Source organism: Streptomyces sp. NPDC104202 (assembly GCF_055584185.1).
The window spans coordinates 90429-115332 of record NZ_JBVJMN010000003.1 but is presented as its reverse complement, the minus strand read 5'-3'; the positions used below and the strand labels follow the sequence as shown (position 1 = coordinate 115332).

The 24904-nt window shown below is 76.4% G+C and carries 22 protein-coding genes; 8 read left to right on the top strand and 14 right to left on the bottom strand.

What is annotated here, in order from left to right; all coding sequences use genetic code 11:
- Positions 1–25: 25 nt before the first annotated feature.
- Together ACZ60W_RS03100 and ACZ60W_RS03095 are read right to left on the bottom strand one after the other, a co-directional pair.
- The gene (locus ACZ60W_RS03100; protein ID WP_469753596.1) at positions 26–2167 is read right to left on the bottom strand and encodes a phage holin family protein; all 2142 of its coding nucleotides are present in this window, start codon (positions 2165–2167) and stop codon (positions 26–28) included.
- 72 nt (positions 2168–2239) lie between these two features.
- Complete coding sequence (locus ACZ60W_RS03095) at positions 2240–2644, bottom strand: recombinase family protein (protein ID WP_469753595.1); 405 nt, start codon at positions 2642–2644, stop codon at positions 2240–2242.
- A gap of 133 nt (positions 2645–2777) precedes the next feature.
- Between ACZ60W_RS03095 and ACZ60W_RS03090 the strand changes: the two genes are divergently transcribed.
- Both ACZ60W_RS03090 and ACZ60W_RS03085 read left to right on the top strand, forming a co-directional pair.
- Complete coding sequence (locus ACZ60W_RS03090) at positions 2778–3557, top strand: MBL fold metallo-hydrolase (protein WP_469753594.1); 780 nt, start codon at positions 2778–2780, stop codon at positions 3555–3557.
- A complete protein-coding gene (locus ACZ60W_RS03085) occupies positions 3557–4300 on the top strand; it encodes a DedA family protein (protein WP_469753593.1) in 744 nt (247 codons plus the stop codon). Before ACZ60W_RS03090 ends, ACZ60W_RS03085 begins: the two co-directional genes overlap by 1 nt.
- Here the strand turns inward: ACZ60W_RS03085 and ACZ60W_RS03080 are convergent.
- The 3 genes from ACZ60W_RS03080 to ACZ60W_RS03070 all read right to left on the bottom strand — a co-directional run bounded on the left by ACZ60W_RS03080 (position 4280) and on the right by ACZ60W_RS03070 (position 7950).
- Positions 4280–5353: an MBL fold metallo-hydrolase gene (locus tag ACZ60W_RS03080; protein ID WP_469753592.1), complete on the bottom strand. Its 1074-nt coding sequence runs from the start codon at positions 5351–5353 to the stop codon at positions 4280–4282. The two genes, ACZ60W_RS03085 and ACZ60W_RS03080, sit on opposite strands and share 21 nt — an antisense overlap.
- Before the next feature lie 70 nt (positions 5354–5423).
- A complete protein-coding gene (locus tag ACZ60W_RS03075; RefSeq protein ID WP_469753591.1) occupies positions 5424–6656 on the bottom strand; it encodes an aminotransferase class I/II-fold pyridoxal phosphate-dependent enzyme in 1233 nt (410 codons plus the stop codon).
- Between the two features lie 82 nt (positions 6657–6738).
- Positions 6739–7950 (bottom strand): sulfite oxidase, encoded by a 1212-nt coding sequence (locus ACZ60W_RS03070; RefSeq protein WP_469753590.1) that lies wholly within the window; start codon positions 7948–7950, stop codon positions 6739–6741.
- A gap of 232 nt (positions 7951–8182) precedes the next feature.
- On the opposite strand from ACZ60W_RS03070, the gene ACZ60W_RS03065 reads away from it, so the two are divergent.
- Positions 8183–8701, top strand: coding sequence for a GNAT family N-acetyltransferase (locus tag ACZ60W_RS03065; RefSeq protein WP_469753589.1), 519 nt, complete (start codon positions 8183–8185; stop codon positions 8699–8701).
- Between the two features lie 90 nt (positions 8702–8791).
- Positions 8792–9628 carry a methyltransferase domain-containing protein gene (locus ACZ60W_RS03060; protein WP_469753588.1) on the top strand — a complete coding sequence of 279 codons (837 nt, stop codon included), beginning with the start codon at positions 8792–8794 and terminating at the stop codon, positions 9626–9628.
- Positions 9629–9978: 350 nt separating this feature from the next.
- Here ACZ60W_RS03060 and ACZ60W_RS03055 read toward each other — a convergent pair whose 3' ends face one another.
- Positions 9979–12159, bottom strand: coding sequence for a DUF5107 domain-containing protein (locus ACZ60W_RS03055; protein ID WP_469753587.1), 2181 nt, complete (start codon positions 12157–12159; stop codon positions 9979–9981).
- Between the two features lie 176 nt (positions 12160–12335).
- Here ACZ60W_RS03055 and ACZ60W_RS03050 point away from each other — a divergent pair, with 176 nt between their 5' ends.
- Positions 12336–12668 (top strand): DUF6204 family protein, encoded by a 333-nt coding sequence (locus ACZ60W_RS03050; RefSeq protein ID WP_469753586.1) that lies wholly within the window; start codon positions 12336–12338, stop codon positions 12666–12668.
- Here ACZ60W_RS03050 and ACZ60W_RS03045 read toward each other — a convergent pair.
- From ACZ60W_RS03045 to ACZ60W_RS03035, 3 genes are all read right to left on the bottom strand, one after another.
- Complete coding sequence (locus ACZ60W_RS03045; protein ID WP_469753585.1) at positions 12656–13222, bottom strand: GNAT family N-acetyltransferase; 567 nt, start codon at positions 13220–13222, stop codon at positions 12656–12658. The two genes, ACZ60W_RS03050 and ACZ60W_RS03045, sit on opposite strands and share 13 nt — an antisense overlap.
- Positions 13223–13466: 244 nt before the next feature.
- Positions 13467–13817, bottom strand: coding sequence for a hypothetical protein (locus ACZ60W_RS03040; RefSeq protein ID WP_469753584.1), 351 nt, complete (start codon positions 13815–13817; stop codon positions 13467–13469).
- The gene (locus ACZ60W_RS03035) at positions 13814–14062 is read right to left on the bottom strand and encodes a LapA family protein (protein WP_469753583.1); all 249 of its coding nucleotides are present in this window, start codon (positions 14060–14062) and stop codon (positions 13814–13816) included. Before ACZ60W_RS03035 ends, ACZ60W_RS03040 begins: the two co-directional genes overlap by 4 nt.
- Before the next feature lie 181 nt (positions 14063–14243).
- Here ACZ60W_RS03035 and ACZ60W_RS03030 point away from each other — a divergent pair, with 181 nt between their 5' ends.
- A complete protein-coding gene (locus ACZ60W_RS03030; protein WP_469753582.1) occupies positions 14244–15071 on the top strand; it encodes a GntR family transcriptional regulator in 828 nt (275 codons plus the stop codon).
- A gap of 156 nt (positions 15072–15227) precedes the next feature.
- Positions 15228–16316, top strand: coding sequence for an adenosine deaminase (locus ACZ60W_RS03025; RefSeq protein ID WP_469753581.1), 1089 nt, complete (start codon positions 15228–15230; stop codon positions 16314–16316).
- Between the two features lie 74 nt (positions 16317–16390).
- Here the strand turns inward: ACZ60W_RS03025 and ACZ60W_RS03020 are convergent, their stop codons facing one another.
- From ACZ60W_RS03020 to ACZ60W_RS03000, 5 genes are all read right to left on the bottom strand, one after another.
- A complete protein-coding gene (locus tag ACZ60W_RS03020) occupies positions 16391–17353 on the bottom strand; it encodes a S66 peptidase family protein (protein ID WP_469753580.1) in 963 nt (320 codons plus the stop codon).
- A complete protein-coding gene (locus tag ACZ60W_RS03015; RefSeq protein ID WP_469753579.1) occupies positions 17350–19353 on the bottom strand; it encodes a S9 family peptidase in 2004 nt (667 codons plus the stop codon). The genes ACZ60W_RS03020 and ACZ60W_RS03015 overlap by 4 nt, the downstream gene beginning before the upstream one ends.
- A gap of 37 nt (positions 19354–19390) precedes the next feature.
- Complete coding sequence (locus tag ACZ60W_RS03010) at positions 19391–20725, bottom strand: M20/M25/M40 family metallo-hydrolase (RefSeq protein ID WP_469753578.1); 1335 nt, start codon at positions 20723–20725, stop codon at positions 19391–19393.
- The gene (locus tag ACZ60W_RS03005) at positions 20718–21551 is read right to left on the bottom strand and encodes a M55 family metallopeptidase (protein ID WP_469753577.1); all 834 of its coding nucleotides are present in this window, start codon (positions 21549–21551) and stop codon (positions 20718–20720) included. The genes ACZ60W_RS03010 and ACZ60W_RS03005 overlap by 8 nt, the downstream gene beginning before the upstream one ends.
- Before the next feature lie 95 nt (positions 21552–21646).
- Positions 21647–23434, bottom strand: a complete 1788-nt coding sequence (locus tag ACZ60W_RS03000; RefSeq protein ID WP_469753576.1) for a hypothetical protein — start codon at positions 23432–23434, stop codon at positions 21647–21649.
- Between the two features lie 173 nt (positions 23435–23607).
- Between ACZ60W_RS03000 and ACZ60W_RS02995 the strand changes: the two genes are divergently transcribed.
- Positions 23608–24897 (top strand): hypothetical protein, encoded by a 1290-nt coding sequence (locus ACZ60W_RS02995; RefSeq protein WP_469753575.1) that lies wholly within the window; start codon positions 23608–23610, stop codon positions 24895–24897.
- The last annotated feature ends 7 nt before the right edge of the window (positions 24898–24904 follow it).

Sequence of the window (24904 nt, the reverse complement as noted above, 5' to 3'; positions counted from 1 at the left end):
CCGGGCCCCGCTCCGGCGCGGGGGGTCAGGGGTTCCCGTCCCGCACGACGGGGCCCTCGACGGAGGGGCGCCGGTCGGCGCCGGTGGGGTGCGGGGCGCCGTCGATCGGCACCTGCGGGCCCGAGGACTCGCGCAGCCAGCGCCGCAGGACCCGGTGCACCCGCTCGGCGCCGACCAGCTCCTCCCCCGGTCCGACGGGCGGCGAGAGGTCCGGAGGGGAGAGCAGGAAGGGGTGGGACTGCTCCCCGCCGAGCCCGCCGTGCGAGCCGATCTGCTCCTCGAAGGCGTGCACGGTGCCGGTGGCCGGGTCGTACATCGAGTTGACCATGATGTCCGCGACGTGCGGGAAGCCGTCCGTGCGCCGCACGGCATCCGCCGCTCCGGGCCCGAAGACGGCCAGCGGTCCCCCGTCGGTCAGCTCGGCGACCGGGACCTCGGCGCCGTCGCGGGCCAGCACCACCGAGCCGTGCTCCTCGCTCGCGACCAGGACGAAGCCGACGCCCGGGTGGTGGGCGAGGGTGCGCAGGAGGGCCGGATGGCGCCGGTCGATCTCCTCGCGGGTCATCCGGTGGGGGACGTCGGGGAAGGAGACGAGGCCGAGGTTGCCCGAGGCGAGGACGAGCGGTTCGGACGGCCGGGCGGGGAGCTCGCGGGCGGTCTCCCCGCTCTCGTCGACGGGCCGGTGCAGGGCGCTGCGCAGCGCGTCCCGGGCCGCGTCCCGCGCCTCCGAGCCGCTGCGGGTGCGCCGGACCCGGCGCGGCACGGGCAGTCCGCAGCCGGCCCGGACGAGCTCCTTGAGTGTGAGTCCGTACGCCCCCTCGAAGGTCTCCCCGGGGCTCTGCCCGTGGTCGGAGAGGAGCACGATCCGGTACGGCCGCGGGGCGTGCTCGGCGACGGTGGCGATGAGCGCGACGGCGCGGTCGAGGCGGCGCAGGACCTGGTCGGTGTCGCGGCCGTGCGGGCCGGAGTGGTGCGCCACCTCGTCGTAGGCGACGAGGTCGGCGTAGACGGCGGTGCGGCCGGCCAGCATGTCGCCCATGACGGCGGAGACGACGACGTCCCGCTCGACGACCGTCGCGAAGGCCCGGACGAAGGGGTACGTGCCGCCGCGCGAGACCCGGGGGGTCTCGCGGCGCAGGCGGGCGCGGGTCGACTGGACCATCTCGCGGCCGCACTCGGCGACGAGGGAGCCGGCGGTGCGGACGGCGTTGGCCGGGTCGGCGAAGTAGGCGAAGTAGCCGGCCCGGGAGCGGTTGCGGCGGCCGCGGCGGGCGGCCATGGACAGGACGAGGGCGAGCTGGTCGGCGCCGCCGCTGAAGAGGTTGCCGCGGGAGGCGCCGTCGACGGTGAGCAGCCCGCCGTCGCCGGTGCGGTGCACGGCGCGGCGCTGGAGTTCCACGGCACTGGCCGGCCGGTTGGACACCATGAGGCGGCCGGTGTCCTTCTCGTACCAGCGGAAGGCGGGCACGTCCTCGTTGGAGCCGTGCAGGATGCCGAGCTGGCTCGCGCCGGTCTGGCTCGACCAGTCGGTGCGCCAGGGGGTGAGCAGGTGGCCGGAGTCGAGCCAGCCGGCGACGGTGGGCATGAGCCCGTCGGCGACGGCTCCGCGCAGGACGTGGTGGCCGACGCCGTCGAGCTGGAGGAAGACCGTCCCGGGGACGGCTTCCGGCAGGTCGGCGGGGTCGCGCGGCCGGGTGCGGCCGGTGAGCCGGTAGAGCCGGCGGCGGTAGGCGTCGTCGTCGCGGACCGCGAGGGCGGTGGAGGTCGCGGAGGCGACGGCGGACATGACGGCGGCGACCACGACGGCCGTCTCGGGGTCAGCGGCGCCGCGCCCGTCGGGGATCAGCCAGAGGGCGACGAGCAGCAGCGAGCCGTTGAGGAAGAAGACGAGCACGCCGAGGACGAGGGCCGGGACGAGCAGCAGGGCGCGGACGATCAGCGGCCACACCAGGGCGCCGAGGAGTCCGAAGGCGCCGGCGGCCGTGGCGGCGGTCAGGGCGGTCCTGGTCAGGCTGTCGCCGTCGGCGGACTGGAGCTCGAAGTCGGGCAGCAGCCCGGCGAGCGCGAGCATGGTGAGGGTGGACACCGCCCAGACCGCGACCACCCGCGTCACGGTCCGGCCGGCGGACCGCCAGCGTCCGGCGCCACCCCATCGCCCGTCACCCACGCCCGCCGCCTCACCTTTCGCCCGTTACCTGCCCCAAGCGTGGCACAACGCCCGGTACGGGGTCTCGGCGGTTCAGGAGCCGTCGTAGCCCGCGGTCGGCATGGAGAGCCGCCGGTGCACACCGGCCTTGGCCGCCGTGTCGTAGACCGGTTCGTCGGGGCGGACCGTCTCGACCCGCACGCCGCGCCGCGCGCACTCGGCGCGGAAGCCGGGCACGGAGGTCAGCGCGCGGGCCAGGACCCGCTCGTTGGCGGCGACGAAGAGGTCGACGGCGCCCTCCTCCACGTCCGTCCACAGCGCCTCGTGGTCGGGCCTGAGGCCGTGGAACAGCAGCCGGCGGGCGATCACGTACCCGTGCTCCTCGGCCCAGCGCGCACAGATCGCGTGCTGGCCGCGCGTGTCGACAAGGAAGGGGTCGCTGTCCAGCTCTTCGAGCGGGGTGAGGCTGGCGATCGCCGCCACCCGAACGTCGTCCATGGACCGACCCTACTGGGGAACCGGACGGCCGAACATCCTCCGGAGCGCGCTCCGGACATCTACCCTCGTTACGGAGGCGGAGGACGGCCGCGGACACCGGGTACGGAGGCCGCGGCCCCGGAGGGAAGGCGGCATGCCGGTGGAGGTCACCTGGTGGGGTCACGCGACCTGCACGGTCGAGGACTCCGGGGTCCGCTTCCTCACCGACCCGCTCTTCGCGCGCCGGCTCGCGCATCTGCGCCGGCGGCGCGGCGCCCTGCCGCCGCCGGTGGCCGCCCGCGCCGAGGCGGTCCTCGTCTCGCACCTGCACGCCGACCACCTCCACCTCCCCTCGCTGGCCCGGCTCGCGCCCGGGACCCGGGTCCTGGTGCCGCGCGGGGCGCCCGGCGCCGTACCCGGGCTGCGCAGGCTCGGCGGGCGCGGCCTGCGGCTGACCGAGGTGGAGCCCGGGGACGCGGTGACGGTGGAGGGCGTGACCGTACGGGCGGTGCCGGCGCTCCACGACGGGCGGCGGCTGCCGCTCGGGCCGCACCGCGCGCCCGCGCTGGGGTACGTCGTCGAGGGCGAGGCGCGGACCTACTTCGCCGGGGACACCGGCCTGTTCGACGGGATGGCCGAGGCGGTGGGGGCGGTGGACGTGGCGCTGCTCCCGGTCGGCGGCTGGGGCCCGTACCTCGGGCACGGCCACCTCGACGCGGCACGCGCGGCCGAGGCGCTCTCCGCGCTCTCCCCGGCGGCGGCGGTGCCGGTGCACTACGGCACGTACTGGCCGATCGGTCTCGACGGGCTCCGGCCGCACGAGTTCCACGCCCCGGGGGACGAATTCGTCCGGCACGCGGCGCGGCTCGCGCCCAAGGTGGCCGTGCACCTCCTCGGCCACGGCGAACGGGTGCGCCCGGAGGTCGCCAGGTGATGGACGGGTTCGCCCGGGTGGTCACGGCGGTCCGGGAGCTGCCGCCGGAGTCCACGCAGCAGGCCGTCGGCTATCCGTCGCTCTTCCTCCTGGTGGCGCTCGGCGCGCTGGTGCCGATCGTGCCCACGGGGGCGATCGTCAGCTCGGCGGCGGTGGTCGCCTTCCACCAGACCTCCCCCCTGTCGCTGCTGTACGTCTTCCTGGTGTCCGCGCTCGCCGCCTGGCTCGGCGACACGGCGCTGTACTGGCTGGGGCAGCGCGGGGTCCGCTCCCGCAACGGCTCGCGGTGGCTGGCCGCGCTGCGCGGCCGGGTCACCCCGGAGCGGCTCGCCCAGGCCCAGGAGCGGCTGGAGACCCACCAGGTGTCGGTGCTCGTCCTGTCGCGGCTGGTGCCGGCGGGCCGGATCCCGGTGATGCTGGCCTGCCTGCTGGCCGGGATGCCGCTGCGCCGGTTCGTCCGCGGCGACGCGGCGGCCTGTCTGGCCTGGGCGGCGACGTACCAGCTGATCGGCATCCTCGGCGGCTCGCTCTTCCCGGAGCCCTGGCAGGGCGTGGTGGCGGCGGTCGGCATCACCGTGCTGGTCGCCGCGGCGCCGGGGCTGTGGCGGCGGCTCCGCGGGAGCCGGGGCTCCGGGGACGGGCGGACGGCGGACGCCGGCGTGGCCGCGGACGGGACGGCGGGACGCGGGGTGCCCGGTGACGGCGGGGCGGGGAACGGGGCGTCAGGGCACGAGCACCCGTGAGGCGCCGACCGGCAGGTCCCACAGCTCCTCGCGGGGCAGCCCGGCCTTCTCCCAGGCGGCCCTGACCCGGGTGAGGGGTTCGAGCACGGGCTCGGAGGAGAGGACGAAGGTGGCCCAGTGCATCGGGGCCATCCGCCGTGCGCCGAGGTCCTGGTGGGCCCGGACCGCCTCCTCGGGGTCGGTGTGGACGTCGCTGAGCCACCAGCGCGGGTCGTACGCCCCGATGGGGAGCAGCGCGAGGTCGATGCCGGGGTGACGGCGGCCGATCTCGGCGAACCAGTGGCCGTAGCCGGTGTCGCCGGCGAAGTGGACGCGGCGGCCGGACCGGTCGGTCAGCACCCAGCCGCCCCACAGCGAGCGGCAGGTGTCCAGGAGGGTGCGCTTGGACCAGTGGTGGGCGGGGACGAAGTCGAAGCGCACACCGTCGAGTTCGGCCGCCTCCCACCAGTCGAGCTCGGTCACCCGGTGGAAGCCGCGGCGCGCGAACCAGCGGCCGAGCCCGGCCGGGACGAAGACCGGGGTGTGCCGGGGCAGCCGCTTGAGGGTGGGGGCGTCGAGGTGGTCGAAGTGGTTGTGGCTGATGACGACCGCGTCGACGGGCGGCAGGTCCTCCCAGCGGACGCCGACCGGGGTGAGCCGGGCCGGGGTGCCGAAGATGCGCCGGGACCAGACGGGGTCGGTGAGCACGGTGAGGCCGCCGATGCGCAGCACCCAGCTCGCGTGCCCCGCCCAGGTGACGGCGACCGTGTCGGGTCCGGCGGGCGGCAGCGGGCCGGGTTCGAACGGCAGCAGGGGGATGTCGCGGAGCCCTTCGGGCCGGGGGCGCACCGCCCCTTCGCGGGCCAGGCGCGCCAGGGCCCGCACGCCGGGCAGCGGCGCGGTGAGCCGGTCGGCGAAGGTGCGGGGCCAGTCGTGCCGGAGCCGGCCCACCGGCTGGAGCACGGGGGCGGGCGCGGGTCCGGTGAGCGGCGGGACCTGGGGGGAAGCCGTGACGGGGTCCGGGGAGGACGGGGTCTGTGCGGCCCGGGCGGGGGGTGCCGTCCGTTCGGTCATCTGCGGGCTCCGTTCCGCGCGGCTCGTACGGGTGGGGTGGGGCGCCGGTGCGGGCCGGCCGGGTGCGGGGTCACCGGAGTTCCTCCAGGACCCCTCCGAACTCCGTGAGCTTCCGGGCCACGTGGGGAAGGCGCAGGGGGTCCGGCGCGTCGAGGGTCTCGGCGCGCTCCCGCTCCGTCGCGCCCAGGAACATGACGGTGCCGAACCGGACGCGCAGCGCGCCGAGTTCGTCGCCGAAGCGGTGGCCGCCGGGGGCGGGCGCGCCCAGCCGCGCGGTGAGGTGGCTCTCCAGCTCCAGGGAGTCGGTGACGCCGCGGGCGGCGAGTCCGGAGCGCAGCGGCCCGAGGTCGGCGTAGAGGTGGCGGCCGGCCTGCGGGGGCCGGGCGAGGGCCCCGGCGGCGAGGACGGCGTGGTGCGCGGCGGCGGCGATCCGCCCGTGGACGGCGGCGGCGCGCCGGGCGCGCACGGTGACGTCCTCGGGTTCGTCCAGGGCGTGGGCCGCGGCGGGGGCCACCGGCCCCGGGACGACGGCCCCGAGGGCGGTGAGCACGTCGAGGACGCGGGACCGGCGGTCGGTCCAGCGGTCGGCGCGGGAGGGGTCGGTGGGCGGGAAGCGGGCGACGGCGCAAGGCCAGGCGGCCGGGGCGAGGGCGCCGCCGAGGTCGCTGAGGACGGTGACGTCGTCCGGGCACATCTCGGCAGGGCCGAGGAGCACGGTGTCGTGCGGGTGGTGGAGGGTGTCGCGCCAGGTCTCGTCGCTGATGACGTGGAGCCCCTCGGCGACGGCGGCCTCGCACGCCTCGCGGACGATCTCGGGCGGGGCGACGGTGCCGGTGGGGTCGTCGGCGACGGAGAGCAGCAGGACACGGGGGTCGCCGCCCTCGGCGCGGACCCGGCGCACGGTCTCCATCAGGGCGTAGGGGTCGGGGACGCCGCCGCACTCGGCGGGGGTGGGCACGTGGTATGTCGGGCGGCCGACGAGCCGGGCCTGCGGGGTCCACCAGGCGGGGCAGGGCCGGGGCAGCAGGAGGTCGCCGCCGTGGGCGGCGAGCAGGGCCAGGAGGAGGGCGGGGGCGCCGGGGGCGGCCACCACGTCCTCGGGGTGGGTGCGCAGGCCGCGGCGCCACCAGTAGCCGCCGGCCGCCTCGCGCAGGACGGGACCGCCGCCGGGCGGTTCGGGGGCGGTCCGGCCGGCGGCGGCGGCGAGGAGCCCGGCGAGCACGGGCAGGACGGGCAGACCGGTCTCGGGGGCGGGAGGGCCGTAGCGCACGGGGCCGCGGCCTTCCGGAGCCTTGTGCCGCATGTCCCGCACCTCCTGAGCGCACGGGGGCGCCGGGAAGGCGGCCCCGTGCCCTTTATACGAAGGTTCGGGCGGTCGCGCCCTCTCAGGAGACGGTGACCGGGTGACGGACGACCGCGTTGAAGAGGTACCCCTGGGTGTTGTGGACGGCCCGGTCCGGCTGGGTGTTGCCGGCGGCGTCGGTCGTCCGGGAGAGCAGGGTGGCGGGGCCGGGGGCGTGCGGGCGCCACGGCACGGCCCACCGGACCCAGCCGCCGCGGCGGGGGGCGTCGAGGAGCCGGGCGTGGCGCCAGTGGGCGCCGCCGTCGGTGGAGACCTCCACCTTCCGCACGGGCGCCAGGGCGGACCAGGCGCGTCCGGTGAGCCGGTGGACGCGGCCGGACTCCAGGGCGGCGCCGAAGGGGAGCTGGTAGGCGGACTTGAGGGTCTGGCGGCTGATCGGGGCGCTGCCGCCGGCGGGGTGCGCGTCGCCGAAGAGGCGGTACCAGTCGGTGGACCAGGGCGAGCTGAGCGGCCGGGTGGAGACCTCGATGTCGCCGAGCCACTTGATGGAGGCGATGCCGACCCAGGAGGGGACCACGAGCCGGACGGGGTACCCGTGGTCGTACGGCAGCGGCTCGCCGTTCATCTCGTACGCGAGGATCACGTCGTCGAGGGCCTTGGCGACGGGCAGCGGCCGGCGGACGCGGCCGTAGTCGACGCCGCCGGAGACGTACGGATCGTCGAGGCCGCGCGGCTGGAGGTCGACGGCGTCGCGGGCCAGGCCGGCCCGTCGCAGCACGTCGGAGAGGCGGACGCCGCGCCAGCGGGCGGCCCCGACGGCGCCGAGGGTCCAGGAGGTGCCGGTCACCGGCTCGCCCTGCTGGGTCGTGTAGAGGCTGCGGCCGTTGCCGGCGCACTCGATCAGGGCCGTCCGGGTGACGGAGGGCAGGTCGCGCAGCTGCCCGTAGGTGACGTGGACGGGGCTCCGGCCGTGCAGCCCGTCCCCCCAGAGCGTCAGCCGCCAGTCGGCGGCGTCCAGGACGGGGGTCGAGGTGTGGTTGCGCACGAAGAAGCGGTCGGCGGGGGTGAGGAGACCGGTGTCGCCGAAGCCGTCGAAGCGCGCCTCGGCGTTGGTGCCCCGGAGGATGAAGTGCTCGGGCGGGAGGGCCTTGACGATGCCGGGGGCGGCGAGCGGCACGGCGGGGGCGGCGTGCGCGGGTGCGGCGGCGGCGAGCCCGCCGACGGCGGAGGCCGCCGGGCCCGCCGCGAGGAGCTTCAGCAGGGAGCGTCGGGCGGGCGCGGGCGAGTACGGCACGGGACTCCTCGGCGGGGGACGGGCGCGGCCACCGGGCGGCGGCGCGCCGATCCTAGGGGCGCGGAACCGGTCCTGACGGTCCGTTCACATGGCTGTCATGGACGGGGGCGCCGGGTCGACCGGGGCTCCACCGCGCCTCGACCCGGGGGCGGCCCGCCGCGGCCCCGCGGGCCGGTCCGGGCGCCGCGGAAATCCGGCGGCGGACAGGGCGCCCCGGCACCGAGAATGCGGCATGCCGATACGTGCCGCACGACCCGGGGACGCGGCGGCGATCGCCGGCGTCCACGTCGCCTCCTGGCGGGCCGCCTACCGCGGCCTCGTCCCCCGGCCCCATCTCGACGCCCTGGACCCGGTGGAGCGGGCCGCCGTGTGGCGGGCCCGGCTGACCGCCGCGGACCGGCCGACGGTCCTGGTGAGCACCGGTGCCGACGGCCGGGCGGTCGCCTTCTCCTGCTTCCGGGCGTGGCCGGACGAGCTGCCCGGCGCCGGACCGACGGGGGAACTGGCGGCCCTGTACGCCCTGCCGGAGGTGTGGGGCACAGGGGTCGGGCGGGCGCTGCTCGCGGCGTCCGAGGAGGCGCTCGGCGCGGCCGGGTTCCGCGGGGCGGCGCTGTGGGTCCTGGCGGGGAACGCGCGGGGGCGGCGGTTCTACGAGGCCGCGGGCTGGCGCCCGGACGGCGAGGTGGCGAGCGAGGAGACGGGCGGGGTGCTTCTCGACGAACTCCGTTACCGAAAGCGCCTGTTCGACTGAACGTTGTCCATATCTCAAGACGACCATCTCAATATTCGGCCGAGCTGCGTACGGTGGAGGCACGCACCCACACCGAGGGAGTCGCTTCCGATGACGCACGCCTCCGCACCGTCCGCGGCCCACGAGACCGCCGTCTACACGCACGGGCACCACGAGTCCGTCCTGCGCTCGCACACCTGGCGGACCGCCGCCAACTCCGCCGCCTACCTGCTGCCCGAGCTGCGGGCGGGACTGGACGTGCTGGACGTGGGGTGCGGGCCCGGCACCATCACCGCCGATCTGGCCGGACTGGTGGCGCCGGGCCGGGTGACCGCGGTCGACGCGGCCGAGGACGTCCTGGACAAGGCCCGCGCCGTCGCCGCCGAACGGGGCCGGGAGAACGTCACGTTCGCCGTCGCCGACGTCCACGCCCTGGACTTCCCCGACGACTCCTTCGACGTCGTCCACGCCCACCAGGTGCTCCAGCACGTCGGGGACCCGGTCCAGGCGCTGCGCGAGATGCGGCGGGTCTGCCGGCCCGGCGGCGTCGTCGCCGCCCGGGACAGCGACTACGGGGCCTTCGCCTGGTTCCCGGAACGGCCCGCCCTGGACGGATGGCTGGACCTGTACCACCGGGTCGCGCGGGCCAACGGCGGCGAACCGGACGCCGGCCGGCGGCTGTTCTCCTGGGCGCGGCGGGCCGGCTTCACCGACGTCACGACGACCGCCGGCACCTGGTGCTACGCCACCCCCGAGGAGCGGGCCTGGTGGAGCGGTCTGTGGGCGGACCGCACGACGGCGTCCGTCTACGCCGATCTGGCCGTCTCCGGCGGCCACGCGACCGCCGGGGAACTGACGGCGATCGGGGACGCCTGGCGGGAGTGGGGCGAGCAGGAGGACGCCTGGTTCATGGTCCCGCACGGCGAGATCCTGTGCCGGGTGTCCTGAGGCCGGACCAGGAGCCCCTCGCGTGTCAGTCCCCGACGTCGTGGACCCCGAGGCAGTCGGGGTCCTGGAGGGGACAGCCCGGATGCGGGGTGCAGTCCGGCGCGGGCGGGGCCGGCGCGGGGCCGGGGGCGGCGGCGGGTGCCGGCGCCATCGCGAAGGCGCCGCACAGGCAGCCTCCGCAGGCGCCGGAGAACCGCGCCCCGGCGTGCCGGAAGCGCGGATGACCGCACCGGCACTCGGCCGTCGCCCAGGACGCCATCTCCGGACCCCCGCCCCTCCGCGGCCCCCGCCGCCCGGTCACCCGGTCAACCGGTCGCCGGTTCCACCGTACCGCCGCCCGGGCCCCGCCGTCAGAGCGGGCGCATCCTGAACTCGTAGGCGTCCGGCAGGGGTTCGTCGGTCAACTCGGCCCACAACTCGCCGAGGACCTCGGCCCCCTCGCTCAGGTCCGCGACCTCGAAGCCCGCGTCGAACACGGCGCGGGCCTCGGCCGTCCTGCCCTCGGCGAGCAGGATCCGCGCCTCCAGGAGGCGGAACGCCCCCCTCCCCCGCACCTCCTCCGGGAGCCGGGCCCACACCTCCCCGGCCGTACCCGGCCGCCCGGCGGCGAGCAGCGCGGCGATCGCCTCCCGCCCGAGGGCGACGCACGGGGCGGAGGCCCCCGCTCCCGCGGCCCGGACCGCCTCGGGGCGGACACCGGCAGGCCAGGCCGCCGTGCCGCCGGAGGAGCCGGCGGCGCCCGCGGCCCCGGCGGCACCCGACCGGCCGGACGCCGGTCGCGAGGGCGTGGCGTCCACGGGCAGCCGGACGTCGGCGAGCCACGTCTCCGCGTGACCGGTGACCGCCTGGCCGGGGACGACGTGCCCGGCGTCCGCGCCGTCCAGGCCGGCGACGGCCTCGGTGGCCGCCTCGGCGAACGCCTCCGTGAAGCGCTCGGCGGCCCGCACCGGGTGGCCGTCCTCGCGGTCGGCGACGGCCAGGCAGTACAGGAGCGGCCAGCGCACCTCGGCGCCCTTCAGGCCGCGCTCCCAGCTGCGTACGGCCTGGGCGCGGTCTCCGGCGTGCCACTGGGCGATGCCGAGGTGGTACTCGGTGGCCGGGTCGGCCGGGGCGGTCTCCAGCATGTCCCGCCAGGGGGCGGCGACCAGCGGCGGTCCCGGCGGGGCGCCCGGGGCCGGGGCGGGCAGCACACCCGTGTGCAGCAATGCGCGCCAGGGCTCCTGGTCCGGCCCGATCGTCGACTCGGGGAACGGCGTGCCCGGCAGCGCGTGTCCCCCGCGCAGGACCTCGAGCGCCCCCCAGCCCGAGCCGACGGCGAGGGACGTGCCGGGCGCGGCGTCGGCGGCGTGCTCCCGCCAGGCGGCGTGGGCAGCGTCGACGGTGGCGCGCGGCAGTACTCCGGCGAGGGCCTCCTCGACCCCGGCGAGGGCCGCGGGCCAGTCGTCGCCGAGCGCCGTGGCGGGATCGGCGGCCACCGGCCCGTACGCCTCCAGCCAGCTGAACTCCGCGCCGCCCGGGAGCTCCAGGTGCTCCAGCTGGGTGCGGGCGAGTCCGGCCTGGATCTCGGCGTAGCCGGGGGTGCCGGGCTCGGTCAGCCACTCCTGCCAGCGCCGCCCGCCGCGCTCGGTGCCCCACAGGAAGAGCTTGCGGCCGCGCAGCGCGTCGGTGGAGGTCTGGACGAGTCCGGTGCCGTCGGCGTCGAGGGCGGCGATCCAGCGGCGGCGCTCCTCGGGCAGGTCGTAGAACCAGTCGGCGGCGTGGGCGCCGTTCAGCGGGTACGACCGGTCGGTGCCGTCCCCGGCGTGCGGCACGGGGAGCCGGCGCAGCCCGCGCTCGGGGCCGTGGTGCCACGCCGCGTCGGCGGGCACGAGGATCCGGCGGTCCTCGGGGACGGCGGTGTTGGACCACCAGTAGACGGGGGCGGTGCGCTCGTGCGGGTTGCGGACGCGGACGGCGGCGTAGAGGAAGTCGGAGCCCTCCGGGAGCCACAGGTCGACCTGGAAGGGGAGGTCGCGCAGCCGCTCCCACTCCCAGAGCCGGAGCATCGGGACGCCGTCGGGGGCGGGGACCGTCGCCGCGTGGAGCGGCGCGCAGGAGAGGGCGGTGTGGCCGGTGGCCCCGATGTTCCACTCGATGCCGCCGGAGTACCAGGCGCCGTTGAGGGCGAAGGCCGCGGGCTGGAACACCGGGTTGCGGTAGAGGAGTTCCCGGCCGGTGGGCTTGTGGTGCAGGGAGTGCACACGGCCGCCGAGGCCCGGCAGCACGGTCACCCGGAGGCGGTCGTTCTCGATCACGATCGCGTCGAACTCCGTGGGGGTGCGCTCGCGCCCGTATCCGTCGCGCACCGGGACGGGCAGCAGACTGCGCAGCGGGTCGCGGCCGATGCCGCGGGCCATGTCGCGCGGGAGGGTGGCGAGGGTGGACGCGTCGACCGCGTGCGTCCCGTCGTGGGGGCGCAGGGCGGGCAGCGGGTTGTCCGGGCCCAACGGGGCCGCGGGCAGCGTCAGTACGGCACGTCGTACGGTCGTCATTGCCCCATGGAACACGCCGGGGTCCGTCCTGACCAGGGGTTCTCCGCGTCAGGCTTCGGTAAAGGCGGGCCGGCGCGGGGCCCGGATATTCCCGGCGGCGCGGGCGCCGGGCGCCGTACGGTGAAGGGTCGGCGCCGGCCCCGGCGACGGCGGGAACAGCACAGGGAGTACGAGGCATGGGCACGCAGCACACCTACCGGGTCATCGTGCGCGGGACGTTCGACGGCCTGTCGGAGGAGAGCCGGAGCCGGCTGCTCGCCGAGGTGGAGGCGCACGGGCTGACCGCGATGCAGTTCACGGAGGAGGGTTCGCTCGCCTACGACCGCACGCTGAAGCACTTCTCCTACCGTCTGGTCGTCGTCTCCGACGCGGCGGACGGCGACGAGATGGCGGGGGCGATCGCGGAGGACCGCGTGGAGTCCGCGCTCGCGGCGCTCGGCCACGGCCACCGCGGGCTGCGCTCGACCGTGACCGACCTCGACACCATGAAGATCAACTACAAGCGCTGAGCCGGCTTCCCGGTGTCCGGGGCCGTGACGGCCCAGCGTTCGTGGTCACGCCAGGCGCCGTCCACGAACAGCATCGCCGGCGAGAAGCCCTCCAGCCGGAAGCCGGCGCGGCGGACGAGCGCGCGGGAGGCGGCGTTGCCCGGCTGGATGTTCGCCTCCAGGCGGTGCAGCTCCATCGGCCCGAAGGCGTACGGCAGGAGCACCGCCAGGGCCTCCGTGAGCAGTCCGCGGCCCGCGGCGTGCGCGAAGGCGCCGTAGCCGAGGGCGCCGCTGCGGAACGCGCCCCGGACGATGTTGTTGACGTTCACGAACCCGGCGATCCGGCCGCCGTCCTCCCGGTCGCACACCAGGAACCCGGCGCGCGCCGGGTCCCCCGTGAGCGCGCCCGCGTACACCTCGTACGCCTCCGCCGTGCACGGCGGGAACAGCCAGGGGCGGTGCAGCTCCCGGCTCTCCCGCGCGCGGGCGGTGAACTCCGCGGCGTCGCCGGGCGAGAAGGCCCGCAGGCCCACACGGGCGCCGGCCACGAGGTACCGGCCGAGATCATCGGACATGGGGCCAGGCTAGGGGGTGCCGTCGCCGGGGTGCGCCAGGCGGCCGCCGCCGTCGGCGGCGTGCGCCAGGGCGGGGCCGGACGCGCCGGGGGCCGGAGCCCGGTCTCCGGGGCTGGGGCCGGAGCCGGAGCCAGAGCCGGGGCTCCTGCTCCTGCTCCTGCTCCTGCTCCTGCTTCTGCTCCTGCTTCTGCTTCTGCTTCTGCTTCTGCTTCTGCTTCTGCTTCTGCTTCTGCTTCCAGGGTGGTCAGCGGCGGGCGCTCGCGACACGCGGCGGGCAGCTCTCGCCCTTGCGGACGACGCCGATCATGACCGTGGTGCGGCGGTCGAGTCCCGCGCCCGTCGCCGGGTACTGGGTGCAGACCAGCCACCTCGACGGCCAGACCACCCGCCGGTCCTGTCCGCTCACGTCGTGGACGTCGAGCCTGATCCGGCGCGGGAGGTGGGTGAAGACCCGCCAGAGCCCCTGCCCGAGGAAGTCCGGCATCGGCCGGGTCCCGGCGTCGTCGCCGGGAGCGGCGGCCTCCTCGGCCGCGCTCATGGCGAGGGCGGCGACCGCGAGCGCGGCCCCGGCGCCCAGGACGGCGGCCCGTCTCACTTCCGCCTCCGGGCGGCGGCGTAGAAGCCGATGGCCGCGCCGAGGAGGGTGGTCGTGAGCAGGGCGCCCCAGAGCGGCATGGTCACCTTGGGGATGAGCAGCCGGATCTCGACGTCCTGCGTGTTCTCGAAGATGAAGATCAGCGTGAGGATCGCGACCACGCCCATCGCGATCCGGCCCGGCGTCATGGCTCCGGAGAACCGTGACGTGCCCTCGCCCGATGTGCGTGGCTCCTTGGGACTCATGCCCGGCCCCTCTCCTCCGTCGTGCCGTCGGACGTACCCGGCCCTCCGCCGTGGGTCCAGAATGGGGCGCGCGGCGCCCCACCGTACGGATGAGCTGAGCCATACGGGTGACTTGTCAGACAACGAGGGCGACTACCGTGGGCATCCGGCGACCCGGCCGGTGACGAGACGAGGAGGGGCCGTGGCGGTCAGCGGACAGCGGCGGCGACCGGTCGTGGCGCTCTACGAGCGCATCGCGGACGCGGTCCACGACGGCACCTACCCGCCCGGCTCCACGCTCCCCTCCGAACCGAAGCTCGCCGCCGAGCTGGGGGTGAGCCGGCCCGCGCTGCGCGAGGCCCTGCTGCTGCTCCAGGAGGACGGTGTCCTGACCGTGCGGCGCGGGGTCGGCCGGACCGTCAACGACCGGCCGCCCCGGCGCGGCTTCGAGCACGTCCAACCCCTGGAGGAGCTGATCGGGGCGGGCACGCCGCTGCGCGTGCGGGCCCTGCTGCGCACCGTCGAGGAGCCGACCGACTTCACCACCCAGCACCTGCTCGCCCCGGCCCGCGCCGAGCTGCGCTTCTGGGAGTCCGTACTGACCGGGGAGGGCACGGCGGCCGCCCTGAGCCACGAATGGGCGGCGCCGGACGCCCTCCTCGACCGGACGCACCCGGAGTTCGCGCGGGCCCTGCGGGCCGCGGAGACCGGCGGCGCGGCGGAGGCCGGGCCGGGTCCCGGGGACGACCGCGGCGCGGTGCGGGCCGCCGGGGCGGGTGCGGCCCGGGAAGCGTCCGTCTCCATGCTCTCGGTCCTCGTCGGGGCCTCCCGCGAGACGGCCCTGACCGCCCACAGCGGCATCACGGCGACCCTGCTCGGACGGCGCCGCGGCGAACAGCTCGGGCGCCCGGCCGACACGCCCGCGGTCCTGGTCACCCAGGTCGTGCGGGTCGGCGAGACCCCGGTCCTGGCCGCCAAGCACATGCTCCCGACGGGCGCCCCCGCGCTGCCGGTGCTGCAGTCGCACTGAGGCCCGGCGCTCCCCGGAGGGGCCGGCGGTCGGGCCGCGCCGCCGTCACGAGCCGGACCGGTCCGCACCCCTGAAGGCGTGCCGTCCCGGCGGCACGGTGAGGGCTGTCGGGACCGTCACAGCGCGCGCCCCGACCGTGGCGTACACTTCCCGGCCATGCACTTGTCTGACAACCCTGCCACGCCTGCCGCCGCCACCGTCTCCGAGTGGATCCGCCGGGCCCCCAAGGCCGTCCTCCACGACCACCTCGACGGCGGCCTGCGCCCCGCGACCATCGTCGAACTGGCACGGGAGTGCGGCTACACCGCGCTGCCCACCGAGGACCCGGCCGCGCTCGCGGTGTGGTTCCGGGACGCCGCCGACTCCGGTTCGCTGGAGCGGTACCTGGAGACCTTCGCCCACACCTGCGCGGTGATGCAGACCCGCGAGGCGCTGGCGCGCATCGCGGCCGAGTGCGCCGAGGACCTCGCGGCGGACGGCGTCGTGTACGCCGAGATCCGCTACGCCCCCGAGCAGCATCTGGAGGGCGGGCTCACGCTCGACGAGGTCGTCGAGGCGGTCAACGACGGCTTCCGCGAGGGCGAGCGCCGGTCCGGCGGCCGGATCACCGTCCGCACCCTGCTGACCGGCATGCGGCACACCGACCGCTCGCTGGAGATCGCCCGGCTCACGGTCGCGCACCGGGACAACGGCGTCGCCGGCTTCGACATAGCCGGCGGCGAGATCGGCAACCCGCCCGCCCGCCACCTTCCCGCCTTCCAGCACCTGAAGCGGGAGAACTGCCACTTCACGATCCACGCGGGCGAGGCCGTCGGCGCGGAGTCGATCCACGAGGCCGTCCAGGTCTGCGGCACCGAGCGGATCGGCCACGGCGTCCGGATCACCGACGACATCGCCGAGGACGGCACGCTGGGCCGGCTCGCCTCGTACGTCCGGGACAACCGCATCGCCCTGGAGGTCTGCCCCACCTCCAACCTGCAGACGGGCGCCGCGAAGGACTACGCCTCGCACCCGATCGACGAGCTGCGCCGCCTGGGCTTCCGCATCACCCTGAACACCGACAACCGTCTGGTCTCCGGCACCACCATGAGCGAGGAGTTCCAGCACATGGTGGACGCCTTCGGCTACGGTCCCGAGGTCTTCGAGGAGTTCACGGTCGCCGCCCTGGAGGCCGCCTTCCTGCCGCTGCCGGAACGGCGCCGGCTGATCGACGAGGTCGTCCGTCCGGGGTACGCGGCGCTCTAGCCGCCCCAGCCGGCGGTGTCCGGCCCCCGGGGCGACCGGTCCGGCCGCGTCGCCCCGGGCGTCCCGGTCCCCGCTCAGCGCAGGGCCGGGACGTCCAGGGTGAGGGTGCCGGCGTCCGCGTCGAGCACCGCGGGGACACCGAGGGCGACGGTCGGGGCGGAGGCGCCGTGACCGAAGCCCAGCTCCTCCACGACCGGCACCCCGAGCCCGCCGAGCCGGTCGGCGAGCAGGGCGCGCACGTCCTCGTAGGGACCGCACTCCGCCCAGGAACCCAGGGCGATCCCCGCGACGCCGTCCAGCCAGCCGGAGCGCAGGAGCTGGGTGAGGATCCGGTCGAGGCGGTACGGCTCCTCCCCCACGTCCTCCAGAAGCAGCAGCCCGCCGCGCGCCGAGGGGCGGCCGTGGGGGGTGCCGAGGTCGGCGGCGAGGAGGCTGACGCACCCGCCGAGCGTGACGCCCCGGGCGCGCCCCGGCACCAGCGTCCGCGCCGTCCCGGGGCCGACGGCGCGGACGGTCTCGGGCTCGAACAGGGTGGCCCGCAGCGATTCCCGGGTCGCCTCGTCGGTCAGGAACGCGGCGGCGGCGACCATGGGGCCGTGCAGCCCGGCGAAGCCCGCCCGGCCCGCGAGGGCCTCGTGGAGGGCGGTGACGTCGCTGTAGCCGACGAAGACCTTGGGGCCGGCCTCCCGGACCGCCCGCCAGTCGACGAGGTCGACCATGCGCTGCGCCCCGAAACCGCCGCGGGCGCAGATCACCGCGGAGACCGTCGGGTCGCACCACGCCTCGGTGAGGTCCCGGGCCCGTGCCGCGTCCTCGCCCGCGAGGTGGCCGAGCGCGGGGTGGGTGTCCAGGACGTGCGGCGCGACCACGGGTTCCAGTCCCCAGCCGCGCAGGACGTCGAGCCCGGCGGCGAGCCGGTCCTCGGGGACGGGCCCGCTCGGGGAGACGACGGCGACCCGCGCCCCGGGCGTCAGCCGCTCGGCCCGTGCCAGGGGGACGACGGCGCCGTCCGCCGCCCCCGTGGCACCGGCGCTCACGAGCGGTACTCCAGCTCGGGCACGTCCGTCCGGTCGAGCCCGAAGACGCGGACGTACAGGGCGAGTTCGGCCTCCAGCGCGCGGACCATCGTGTCCGCCCGGCGGAAGCCGTGCCCCTCCCCCTCGAAGGCCAGGTAGGCGTGTGGGACGCCGCTTCCGGCGGTGCGGGCGAGGAAGCGCTCGGCCTGGGCGGGCGGGCAGATGACGTCGTCGAGCCCCTGGAGCAGCAGGAAGGGGACCGCGACCCGGTCGACGTGCTCGATCGGCGAGCGCTCCTTGTAGCGGGCCGGCACCTCGTCGAGGGGGCCGATCAGCCCGTGGAGGTACTGGGACTCGAAGTCGTGCGTCTCGTCCGTGGCCCAGCCCCGCAGGTCGAGGATGGGGTAGATGATCGTGCCGCAGGCGTACACGTCGGTGGCGACGAGGGAGGCCGCGGCCGTCCAGCCGCCGGCGCTGCCGCCGCGCACCGCGAGGCGGGCCGGGTCGGCCGTGCCCTCGGCCGCGAGCGCCGTGGCCACGGCCGCGCAGTCCTCGACGTCGACGACGCCCCACTGCTCGCGCAGCCGCTCCCGGTACTCCCGTCCGTAGCCCGTCGACCCGCCGTAGTTGACCTCGGCGACGCCGATGCCCCGGGTGGTGAAGTAGGCGATCTCGAGGTCGAGGACGAGCGGGGCGTGGCCGGTGGGACCGCCGTGCGCCCAGATCACGTACGGCGGCGGGGCGGCGTCGGGAACGGTGACGCCGGGGTGGCGGGGCGGGTGGACCTGCGCGTGGATCTCCCGTCCGCCGGGTCCGGTGAAGGTGCGCAGGCGGGGTTCGGGGTAGTACGCGGGGTCGACGGCGTCGGTGTGCGCCGCGCCGACCACCCGGGTCCGTCCGGTGCGGGTGTCCAGCTCGACGAGCTCGTAGGAGGAGCGCGGCCCGGCCGCGACACCGACGACCCGGGTGCCCTGCGCGGCGAGGGCGGAGGCCCATTCGGTCCAGGGGCCGGGGACGTCGGCGAGGGTGCCGGTGCCGGGGTCGAGGATGCCGAGGGAGGTGGTCCCCCGGCCGTGGACGACGGCGATCAGACCGCTCTCCAGGGGCGTGAACCAGCGCAGGCCGATCTTCCAGAGCGGGCCGCCGAACTCCTCCGCGCGGGGACAGAGCGCGATGGGTTCGCCGAGCTCCCCGTCGGTCCCGCACTCCACCCGGTAGAGGTTCCACCAGCCGGTGCGGTCGCTGACGAGGAGGAGGCGGCCGGCCGCGTCCCAGTCGACCTGTGGGACCGATTCGGCGGGGCCGCCGGCGACGGTCCTGGCGGCCCGGAAGGTGCCGTCGGGGGCGATGTCGGCGAGCCGCACCTCGGTGCCGTCCCAGGGCATCCGCGGATGGTCCCAGGCGATCCAGGCGACGCGCCGTCCGTCCGGCGAGACACGGGGACCGGTGACGAACCGGTGCCGGTCGTCGGAGAGTTCCCGCACGGCGCCGCGGTCCTCCGCGGCGGAACCGTCGAGCGGCACGGCGGCGAGCACGCGGCGCACGTCGGTCGGCGCGGGCCCGGTGAACTCCTCCAGGACGCACCACACCTCGCCCCGCTCCGGCCGGATCACCGGGTCAACCCAGCGCAGTCCGCCGCCGGTCGAGGAGAGCGGGGTGAGGGGGCGGGGCTCCGTGCCGGGAGCGGCGTCCGGCTCGTGGGCGTAGAGCCGCTGGTCGGGGAAGTGGACGAAGACGACGAGCGGTCCGCCCGCGGGACGCCCGGCCGCGGCCCAGGGCTGTCCGCCGTACTCGATGACGCGGCTGCGCACGTTCCACGGGGCGGGCAGCACGCTCTCCTCCGTGCCGTCGGCGCGCCGCCGCACGAGGGCCCGTCGGCCGCCCTCGGCGGGGCGGGGCGCGGTCCACCACAGTTCGTCGCCGACGGCGCCGAGGTACTCGGGCCGCCCGTCGTGCGCGGCGGCGAGCGCCGCGTCGACGGGTGACGGCCGGCCGCCGCGGCCGGCCTCGGTCGGGTCCATCTCCACTCCCCCTGTCACAGGTCCCTCTCCCCCGTCCCTACGCCGACCGCAGATAGTGGTCCAGCACCCGGACGCCGAAGTGCAGGGCGTCCACCGGGACGCGTTCGTCGACGCCGTGGAAGAGCGCGCCGTAGTCGAGGCCGGGGGGCAGCCGCAGCGGCGAGAAGCCGTAGCCGGTGATCCCGAGCCGGGAGAACTGCTTGGCGTCGGTGCCGCCGGACATCGTGTACGGCACGACGTGTCCCTCCGGGTCGAAGCGCTCCACGGCGGCCCGCAGCTTCGCGAAGGTCGGCGAGTCCACCGGAGCCTCCAGGGGCACCTCCCGGTGGTGGAACTCCCAGGCCACGTCCGGGCCGGTGAGCCCGTCCATGGTCGCGGCGAACTCCTCCTCGGTGCCCGGCAGCATCCGTCCGTCGATGTAGGCGACGGCCTGGCCGGGGATCACGTTGACCTTGTACCCGGCCTCCAGCATCGTCGGGTTGGCGCTGTTGCGGACGGTCGGCTCGACGAGCGCCGCGGCGGGGCCGAGCTTGTCGAGCAGCAGGTCGACGTCGAGGTCGGGTGCGCCGGTGTCGACCTCGATGCCGTACAGCGCGGCCAGCTCGGTGAGGGCGGCGCGGACGGTGGCGGTGAGGCGGACCGGCCAGGTGTGCGCGCCGATCCGGGCGACGGCGGAGGCGAGGCGGGTGACGGCGTTCGCCGTGTTCACCTTGGAGCCGTGGCCGGCCCGGCCGTGCGCGGTCAGCTTGAGCCAGGCGGTGCCCCGCTCGCCCGCGGCGATCGGGTAGAGGGTCGTGCCCGGCGTGGGGTGGAAGCTGAACGCGCCGGACTCGCTGATGCCCTCGGTGCACCCCTCGAACAGGCCGGCGTGCCGGTCGGCGAGGAAGCCGGAGCCGTCCTCGGCGCTGGCCTCCTCGTCCGCGGTGTACGCGAGGACGATGTCCCGGCGCGGCCGGACGCCGTGGCGGGCCCAGGAGCGGACGGCGGCCAGCACCATCGCGTCCATGTTCTTCATGTCGACGGCGCCTCGGCCCCAGACGAGGCCGTCGCGGACCTCGCCGGAGAAGGGGTGCACGCTCCACTCGGCCGGGTCGGCGGGGACCACGTCCAGGTGGCCGTGGACGAGGAGCGCCTCGGCCGCGGGGTCGGTGCCGGGGATGCGGGCCACCACGTTGGTGCGGCCGGGGGTCCGCTCCAGGAGGGTGGGCTCGATGCCGGCGGCGGCGAGCCGCTCGGCGACGTACTCGGCGGCGGGCCGCTCCCGGCAGTCGCCTCCGCCGCGGTTGGTGGTGTCGATGCGGATGAGCTCGGAGGTGAAGGTGACCACCTCGTCGAGCGCCGTCGCGTCCGGTCCCCGGACCTCCTCAGCCATACTGCTCCTCCACCGCGGCCGAGACGATGGTCGTGACCGCCTTGAACGTCCTGATTGCCTCGTACATGGTCGCGCCGGTGTAGGCGACGCGCCGCTCCCCGCTCCGCGCCACGCCGGGAACCACCGTGGCGGCCGCGCCCAGGTGATCGGCGTCGAACTCCAGCTCCACCGTGAAGGGCCCTCCGCGGACCGGTTCGTGCCGGACGGCGAGCGCGACGGCGTCCTTGGCCGCCGCGCGGATGTCGCCGGCGGTCCTGGCCGGGGTGCGGCACACGGCCGCGTACCGCGAGACGTGGTCCTTGACGGCGACCTTGCGCGCCTCGGGCGCGTATCCCAGGGCGTCCTCGCAGGTGAGGTCGTCCCCGGTGACGAGGACGACCGGGACGCCGTACTCCGCGACCACATGGGCGTTGAGCAGGCCCTCGCTGGCCCGCTCGCCGTCCAGCCAGACGCCCGTGATCGAGTTGGCGAGGTAGGTGTGGGCGAGGACGCCCTCGGTGCCAGCGCCCGTGTGGTAGCCGACGAAGGCGATGCCGTCGACGTCCCCGTGCTGCACGCCCTCGACCATGGAGAGGGTCTTGTGGCGGCCGGTGATCATCTCGGCCCGCTCGTCGAGCCGCTCCAGGAGCAGGTTCCGCATGGACCAGTGCGCCTCGTTGATGAGGACCTCGTCGGCGCCGCCGTCGAAGAAGCCGAGCACGGCGGCGTTCACGTCCGAGGTGAACATCGCGCGGCACCGCTCCCACTGGGGCGTGCCGGGCAGCACGTCGGCGGGCCAGGTCACACCGGTGGCGCCCTCCATGTCGGCGCTGATGAGGATCTTCATGTCTGGCACCGTACGCGCCGCCCGGCGGCCCTACCACCCCTGTGGATAACCTCCGTTGGAGTGGACCAATGACGCCCACCGGACGGCGCAACGGCTCACCCGGCGGGTTCCGGAAACGTCCGGGGGTCCTCCCGCGCCAGTCGGCGCAGGGCGGCGGCGGCCTGCTCCTCGGGCGGGCTCCCGTCGTCCGGCAGCCGCCAGAGGACCTGCCGCACGGGCCCCTCCTCGTCGGGGGTGCCGTCGGGGCGGAGGGCCGGCCCGCGGAAGGTGACCGTCGTGGCGTCCGGAGCGTGGAGGTCCGTGGCGATCCACCCCCGGCGCAGCCCCCACCGGGTGGCCAGGTCGGGCCGCTCGCGGAGTCCGGCGCCGATCAGGCGGGCGGTCCGGCGGGCGGGCCAGGCCCAGCCGTCGTCCCCTTCGGCGCGGGCCACCTCGGCGTCGTACGCCGCGGCGTCGAAGCGGAGGGCTGCGGGGTTCCCGGGCCGTCCCGGGGGCGCTCCGGGCCGGCGCCATCCGTCCCAGACGACGTGGGCGCCCTCGCGCCGCACGGTGACGTGGAGCGCCCCGCAGCAGCCCTCGGTGCAGGACGCCTCGGCGAGCCGTACCTCCCGGGGGACCGGACCGGCCCGCAGGGCGCCGTCGTCCAGGAGCGACTCGGGCGGCTCTCCCGGGCCGAGACCGAAGGCCTCGGGGACGAGAGGGCGCCCGTCGACGAGAAGACGGGTCTCGACGACCTCGGGGGCGGCGGGGTCGGCGACGGCGACCTCGATCCGCAGGCGGGGCGCGCCGGAGGGCCGGGCCGGCTCCGCCGAGGTCGCCTCGCGGAGCCGGTGCGCCGTACGCCGGATCCAGTCGGCGCGGCGGCGCGCCTCCGTCTCGGGCGGGGTGCCGGGCTCCACCACGGCGGCCAGGAGGAGGGCGGCCACCTGCCGGCGGCGGCCCGGCGGCCAGGGCAGGAGGTGGGCGGGGCCGCTGTGCAGGTCCTGGGCGAGGGAGACGAGGTCGGCCTGGTGGCCGGGCTCCGGGGGCAGCTCGTGGGCGCGGGCGGCCACCGCCTCGAAGAGGTCGACGGCCCGGCCGTACCGGCCGATCTCGTGCCCGTACGCCCGGCCGCCGCACACGCGCGTGAGGAGCCCCAGCGCCTGGGCGAGGAGCCCGGGGTGGTCCGGCACCTCGCGCAGGAGGTCCGGCAGGCCGACGGCCTCCGCGGTCCGGCGCGCGTACGCGGGGCTCGTGTCGTGGGCCTCGGTGGACAGCCTCGGCAGGAGGGCGAAGGCGGTCGTCTCGTCCCCCCGGGCGAGGGCGTCCACCAGGGCACGGTCCTCGCCGCGGCCCCGGTGGACCAGCCACAGACGGGCCGCGGCCCCCCGGTCCAGTGCGTCGAGGGTCGCGACGGCCGGCTGCGCGAGCTCGCCCAGCAGGCCGAGGACGCGCAGGTACGGCACGTCCTCGGGTTCGCCGAGCCGGACGAGCAGAGCGAGTCCGGCGGCCACGGCCCCCAGGGTCGTGCCGTGCCGGGTCAGTCGGCGTCCGAGGGCGCGGACACGGTCCCGCCCGGCCGGTTCCTCGGGGAGCGGCAGGGTTCTGGCGGCGGGGAAGACGGCCCGCTCGCGGACGCCCGCCGCGAGGAGCGCGGCCTCGGCCCCGGCGGCGGCGCGTCCGGGGTCCGGGGCGGCCAGGAACGGGAGCAGGAGGGCTTTGACGGCGTCGCGGTTGCGCTGAGGGTGGTCAGGGCCGCCCGCACGCGCACGGGGCGGCCGCGCGTGGTCGGGCAGGGGGAGCCCTCGGCGGCGGGGCGGGGCGTGGGGTGCGGAGTCGCGCAGGCCCTTGGCGTACGCGTACAGGGAGGGTGCGAGCGGCGTGCGCTCGTCCGGCGCGCTCACCGCGCGGGGTGGTGCTCGATTCCGTGGATCATGGGGGTCATCGTGTCCTTCGGGTGCCTCCCGCGCCATCCGATTTCCGGAGCAGGGTGCACCGAATGGGACGAACCATCGCCAACAGGTGCGTATAGGCTGTCGGCCGCAGTTGTCGCACCCGACCCTCCGGAGAGCCCTCGGTGACCATCGCCTTCACCCCGTCCGACGCCGCGCCCGCCGACGCCGCGCCCCTCGACACCGTGCCCGCCGGGGCCGCCGGAACCGCCCGCGTGCCCGCCATGGCCGAGGAGCCCGAGTTCTGGGAGCCTTCGGCACCCGAGCCCCGGGAGGAGCCGGACGCCCCCGTCGGGCGGCTCGACCGGCCGGGCGCCGACGACGGCACCGCCGACGCCGACGCCGACGCCGCGGCCGACGCCAACACCGACAGCGACAGCGACAGCGACAGCGACAGCGACAAGGACGATCTCGTCCAAGAGCACGACCCCGTCGTCGTCCGGGACGCCCTCGACTTCGGCGTGTACGCGCGGACGGGCGGCTGGACCTTCGCGCTGAAGGTGGCCCGCAGCGTGCGGCCGGGCGGCCAGGCCGCCGAGGGCACGGCGCGGACGAAGGTCTCCGCGAAGGCCTTCGCACGGCTGGCGGGGTGCTCGCCGGAGCGGGTCATGCGGTACTACAAGGCGTGGGACATGGCGGCGGACGACGGCCTGGTGCCGCAGTTCGAGGTGCTGGTCCCGGGCGCGGACATCGAGCTGCCCGAAGCCGACGTGTGGCTGTCGTACTACACCTCCCGCAACGGCGCGTCCTCGGTGCGGGGCCAGGCCATCACGGCGGCGGCCGAGGCGGAGGGCATCCGCCCGACGAAGGCCCTGGAGGTCGCCGAGAACCCCACGGCGCTGCGGGCCGCGATCCTCGCCGACCCCGGCACCGCGGAGGCGGCCCGCGGGGCCCTGCTCGACCGGATGAAGGAGGACCCGGCGCTCCAGACGGAGATGGCCCGGGCCATCGCGCGCACCGACGACCTGAAGAAGGCGGTGGCCGGCGAGGCGAAGGCGGCCGACCGCATCGGATACGTGCGCCAGATCGTCGAGAACGGCCAGATCAAGACCCCCGCCGGACAGACCGTCGAGGCGCCCGCCGAGCTGCGCGCCGAGGCCGAGCGGCACCTGTCGCTCCTCGACGAGCTCGACGACTCCGAGGAGGCCGGCGAGTGGGCCGGCGAGGCCTACGACGCGGTCAAGGGCCTGGTCGCCAAGGCCGTCGAGGAGGACCCGGTGCTGCGGGTCCAGGAGCGGCGGACGAAGTTCTACAACAGCCTGCAGAAGGCGACGAAGGTCTTCGAGGAGCTGACCTTGGACGAGGTGATGGAGGAGGACATCTACGAGGCCGACATGCTCCAGCGCCTGGAGGCGCTCCAGGAGGCGATCGGCACCTGCATCAGCGCGCTGCGCAAGGCGACGACCACCCCCTGACCCGCCC

What these genes read in the sequence shown, in the direction of transcription:
- ACZ60W_RS03095 (WP_469753595.1), bottom strand. Translation starts at nt 2,644, where the DNA reads ATGGACGACGTTCGGGTGGCGGCGATCGCCAGCCTCACCCCGCTCGAA.
- ACZ60W_RS03090 (WP_469753594.1), top strand. Translation starts at nt 2,778, where the DNA reads ATGCCGGTGGAGGTCACCTGGTGGGGTCACGCGACCTGCACGGTCGAG.
- ACZ60W_RS03085 (WP_469753593.1), top strand. Translation starts at nt 3,557, where the DNA reads ATGGACGGGTTCGCCCGGGTGGTCACGGCGGTCCGGGAGCTGCCGCCG.
- ACZ60W_RS03080 (WP_469753592.1), bottom strand. Translation starts at nt 5,353, where the DNA reads ATGACCGAACGGACGGCACCCCCCGCCCGGGCCGCACAGACCCCGTCC.
- ACZ60W_RS03075 (WP_469753591.1), bottom strand. Translation starts at nt 6,656, where the DNA reads ATGCGGCACAAGGCTCCGGAAGGCCGCGGCCCCGTGCGCTACGGCCCT.
- ACZ60W_RS03065 (WP_469753589.1), top strand. Translation starts at nt 8,183, where the DNA reads ATGCCGATACGTGCCGCACGACCCGGGGACGCGGCGGCGATCGCCGGC.
- ACZ60W_RS03060 (WP_469753588.1), top strand. Translation starts at nt 8,792, where the DNA reads ATGACGCACGCCTCCGCACCGTCCGCGGCCCACGAGACCGCCGTCTAC.
- ACZ60W_RS03055 (WP_469753587.1), bottom strand. Translation starts at nt 12,159, where the DNA reads ATGACGACCGTACGACGTGCCGTACTGACGCTGCCCGCGGCCCCGTTG.
- ACZ60W_RS03050 (WP_469753586.1), top strand. Translation starts at nt 12,336, where the DNA reads ATGGGCACGCAGCACACCTACCGGGTCATCGTGCGCGGGACGTTCGAC.
- ACZ60W_RS03045 (WP_469753585.1), bottom strand. Translation starts at nt 13,222, where the DNA reads ATGTCCGATGATCTCGGCCGGTACCTCGTGGCCGGCGCCCGTGTGGGC.
- ACZ60W_RS03035 (WP_469753583.1), bottom strand. Translation starts at nt 14,062, where the DNA reads ATGAGTCCCAAGGAGCCACGCACATCGGGCGAGGGCACGTCACGGTTC.
- ACZ60W_RS03025 (WP_469753581.1), top strand. Translation starts at nt 15,228, where the DNA reads ATGCACTTGTCTGACAACCCTGCCACGCCTGCCGCCGCCACCGTCTCC.
- ACZ60W_RS03015 (WP_469753579.1), bottom strand. Translation starts at nt 19,353, where the DNA reads ATGGACCCGACCGAGGCCGGCCGCGGCGGCCGGCCGTCACCCGTCGAC.
- ACZ60W_RS03010 (WP_469753578.1), bottom strand. Translation starts at nt 20,725, where the DNA reads ATGGCTGAGGAGGTCCGGGGACCGGACGCGACGGCGCTCGACGAGGTG.
- ACZ60W_RS03005 (WP_469753577.1), bottom strand. Translation starts at nt 21,551, where the DNA reads ATGAAGATCCTCATCAGCGCCGACATGGAGGGCGCCACCGGTGTGACC.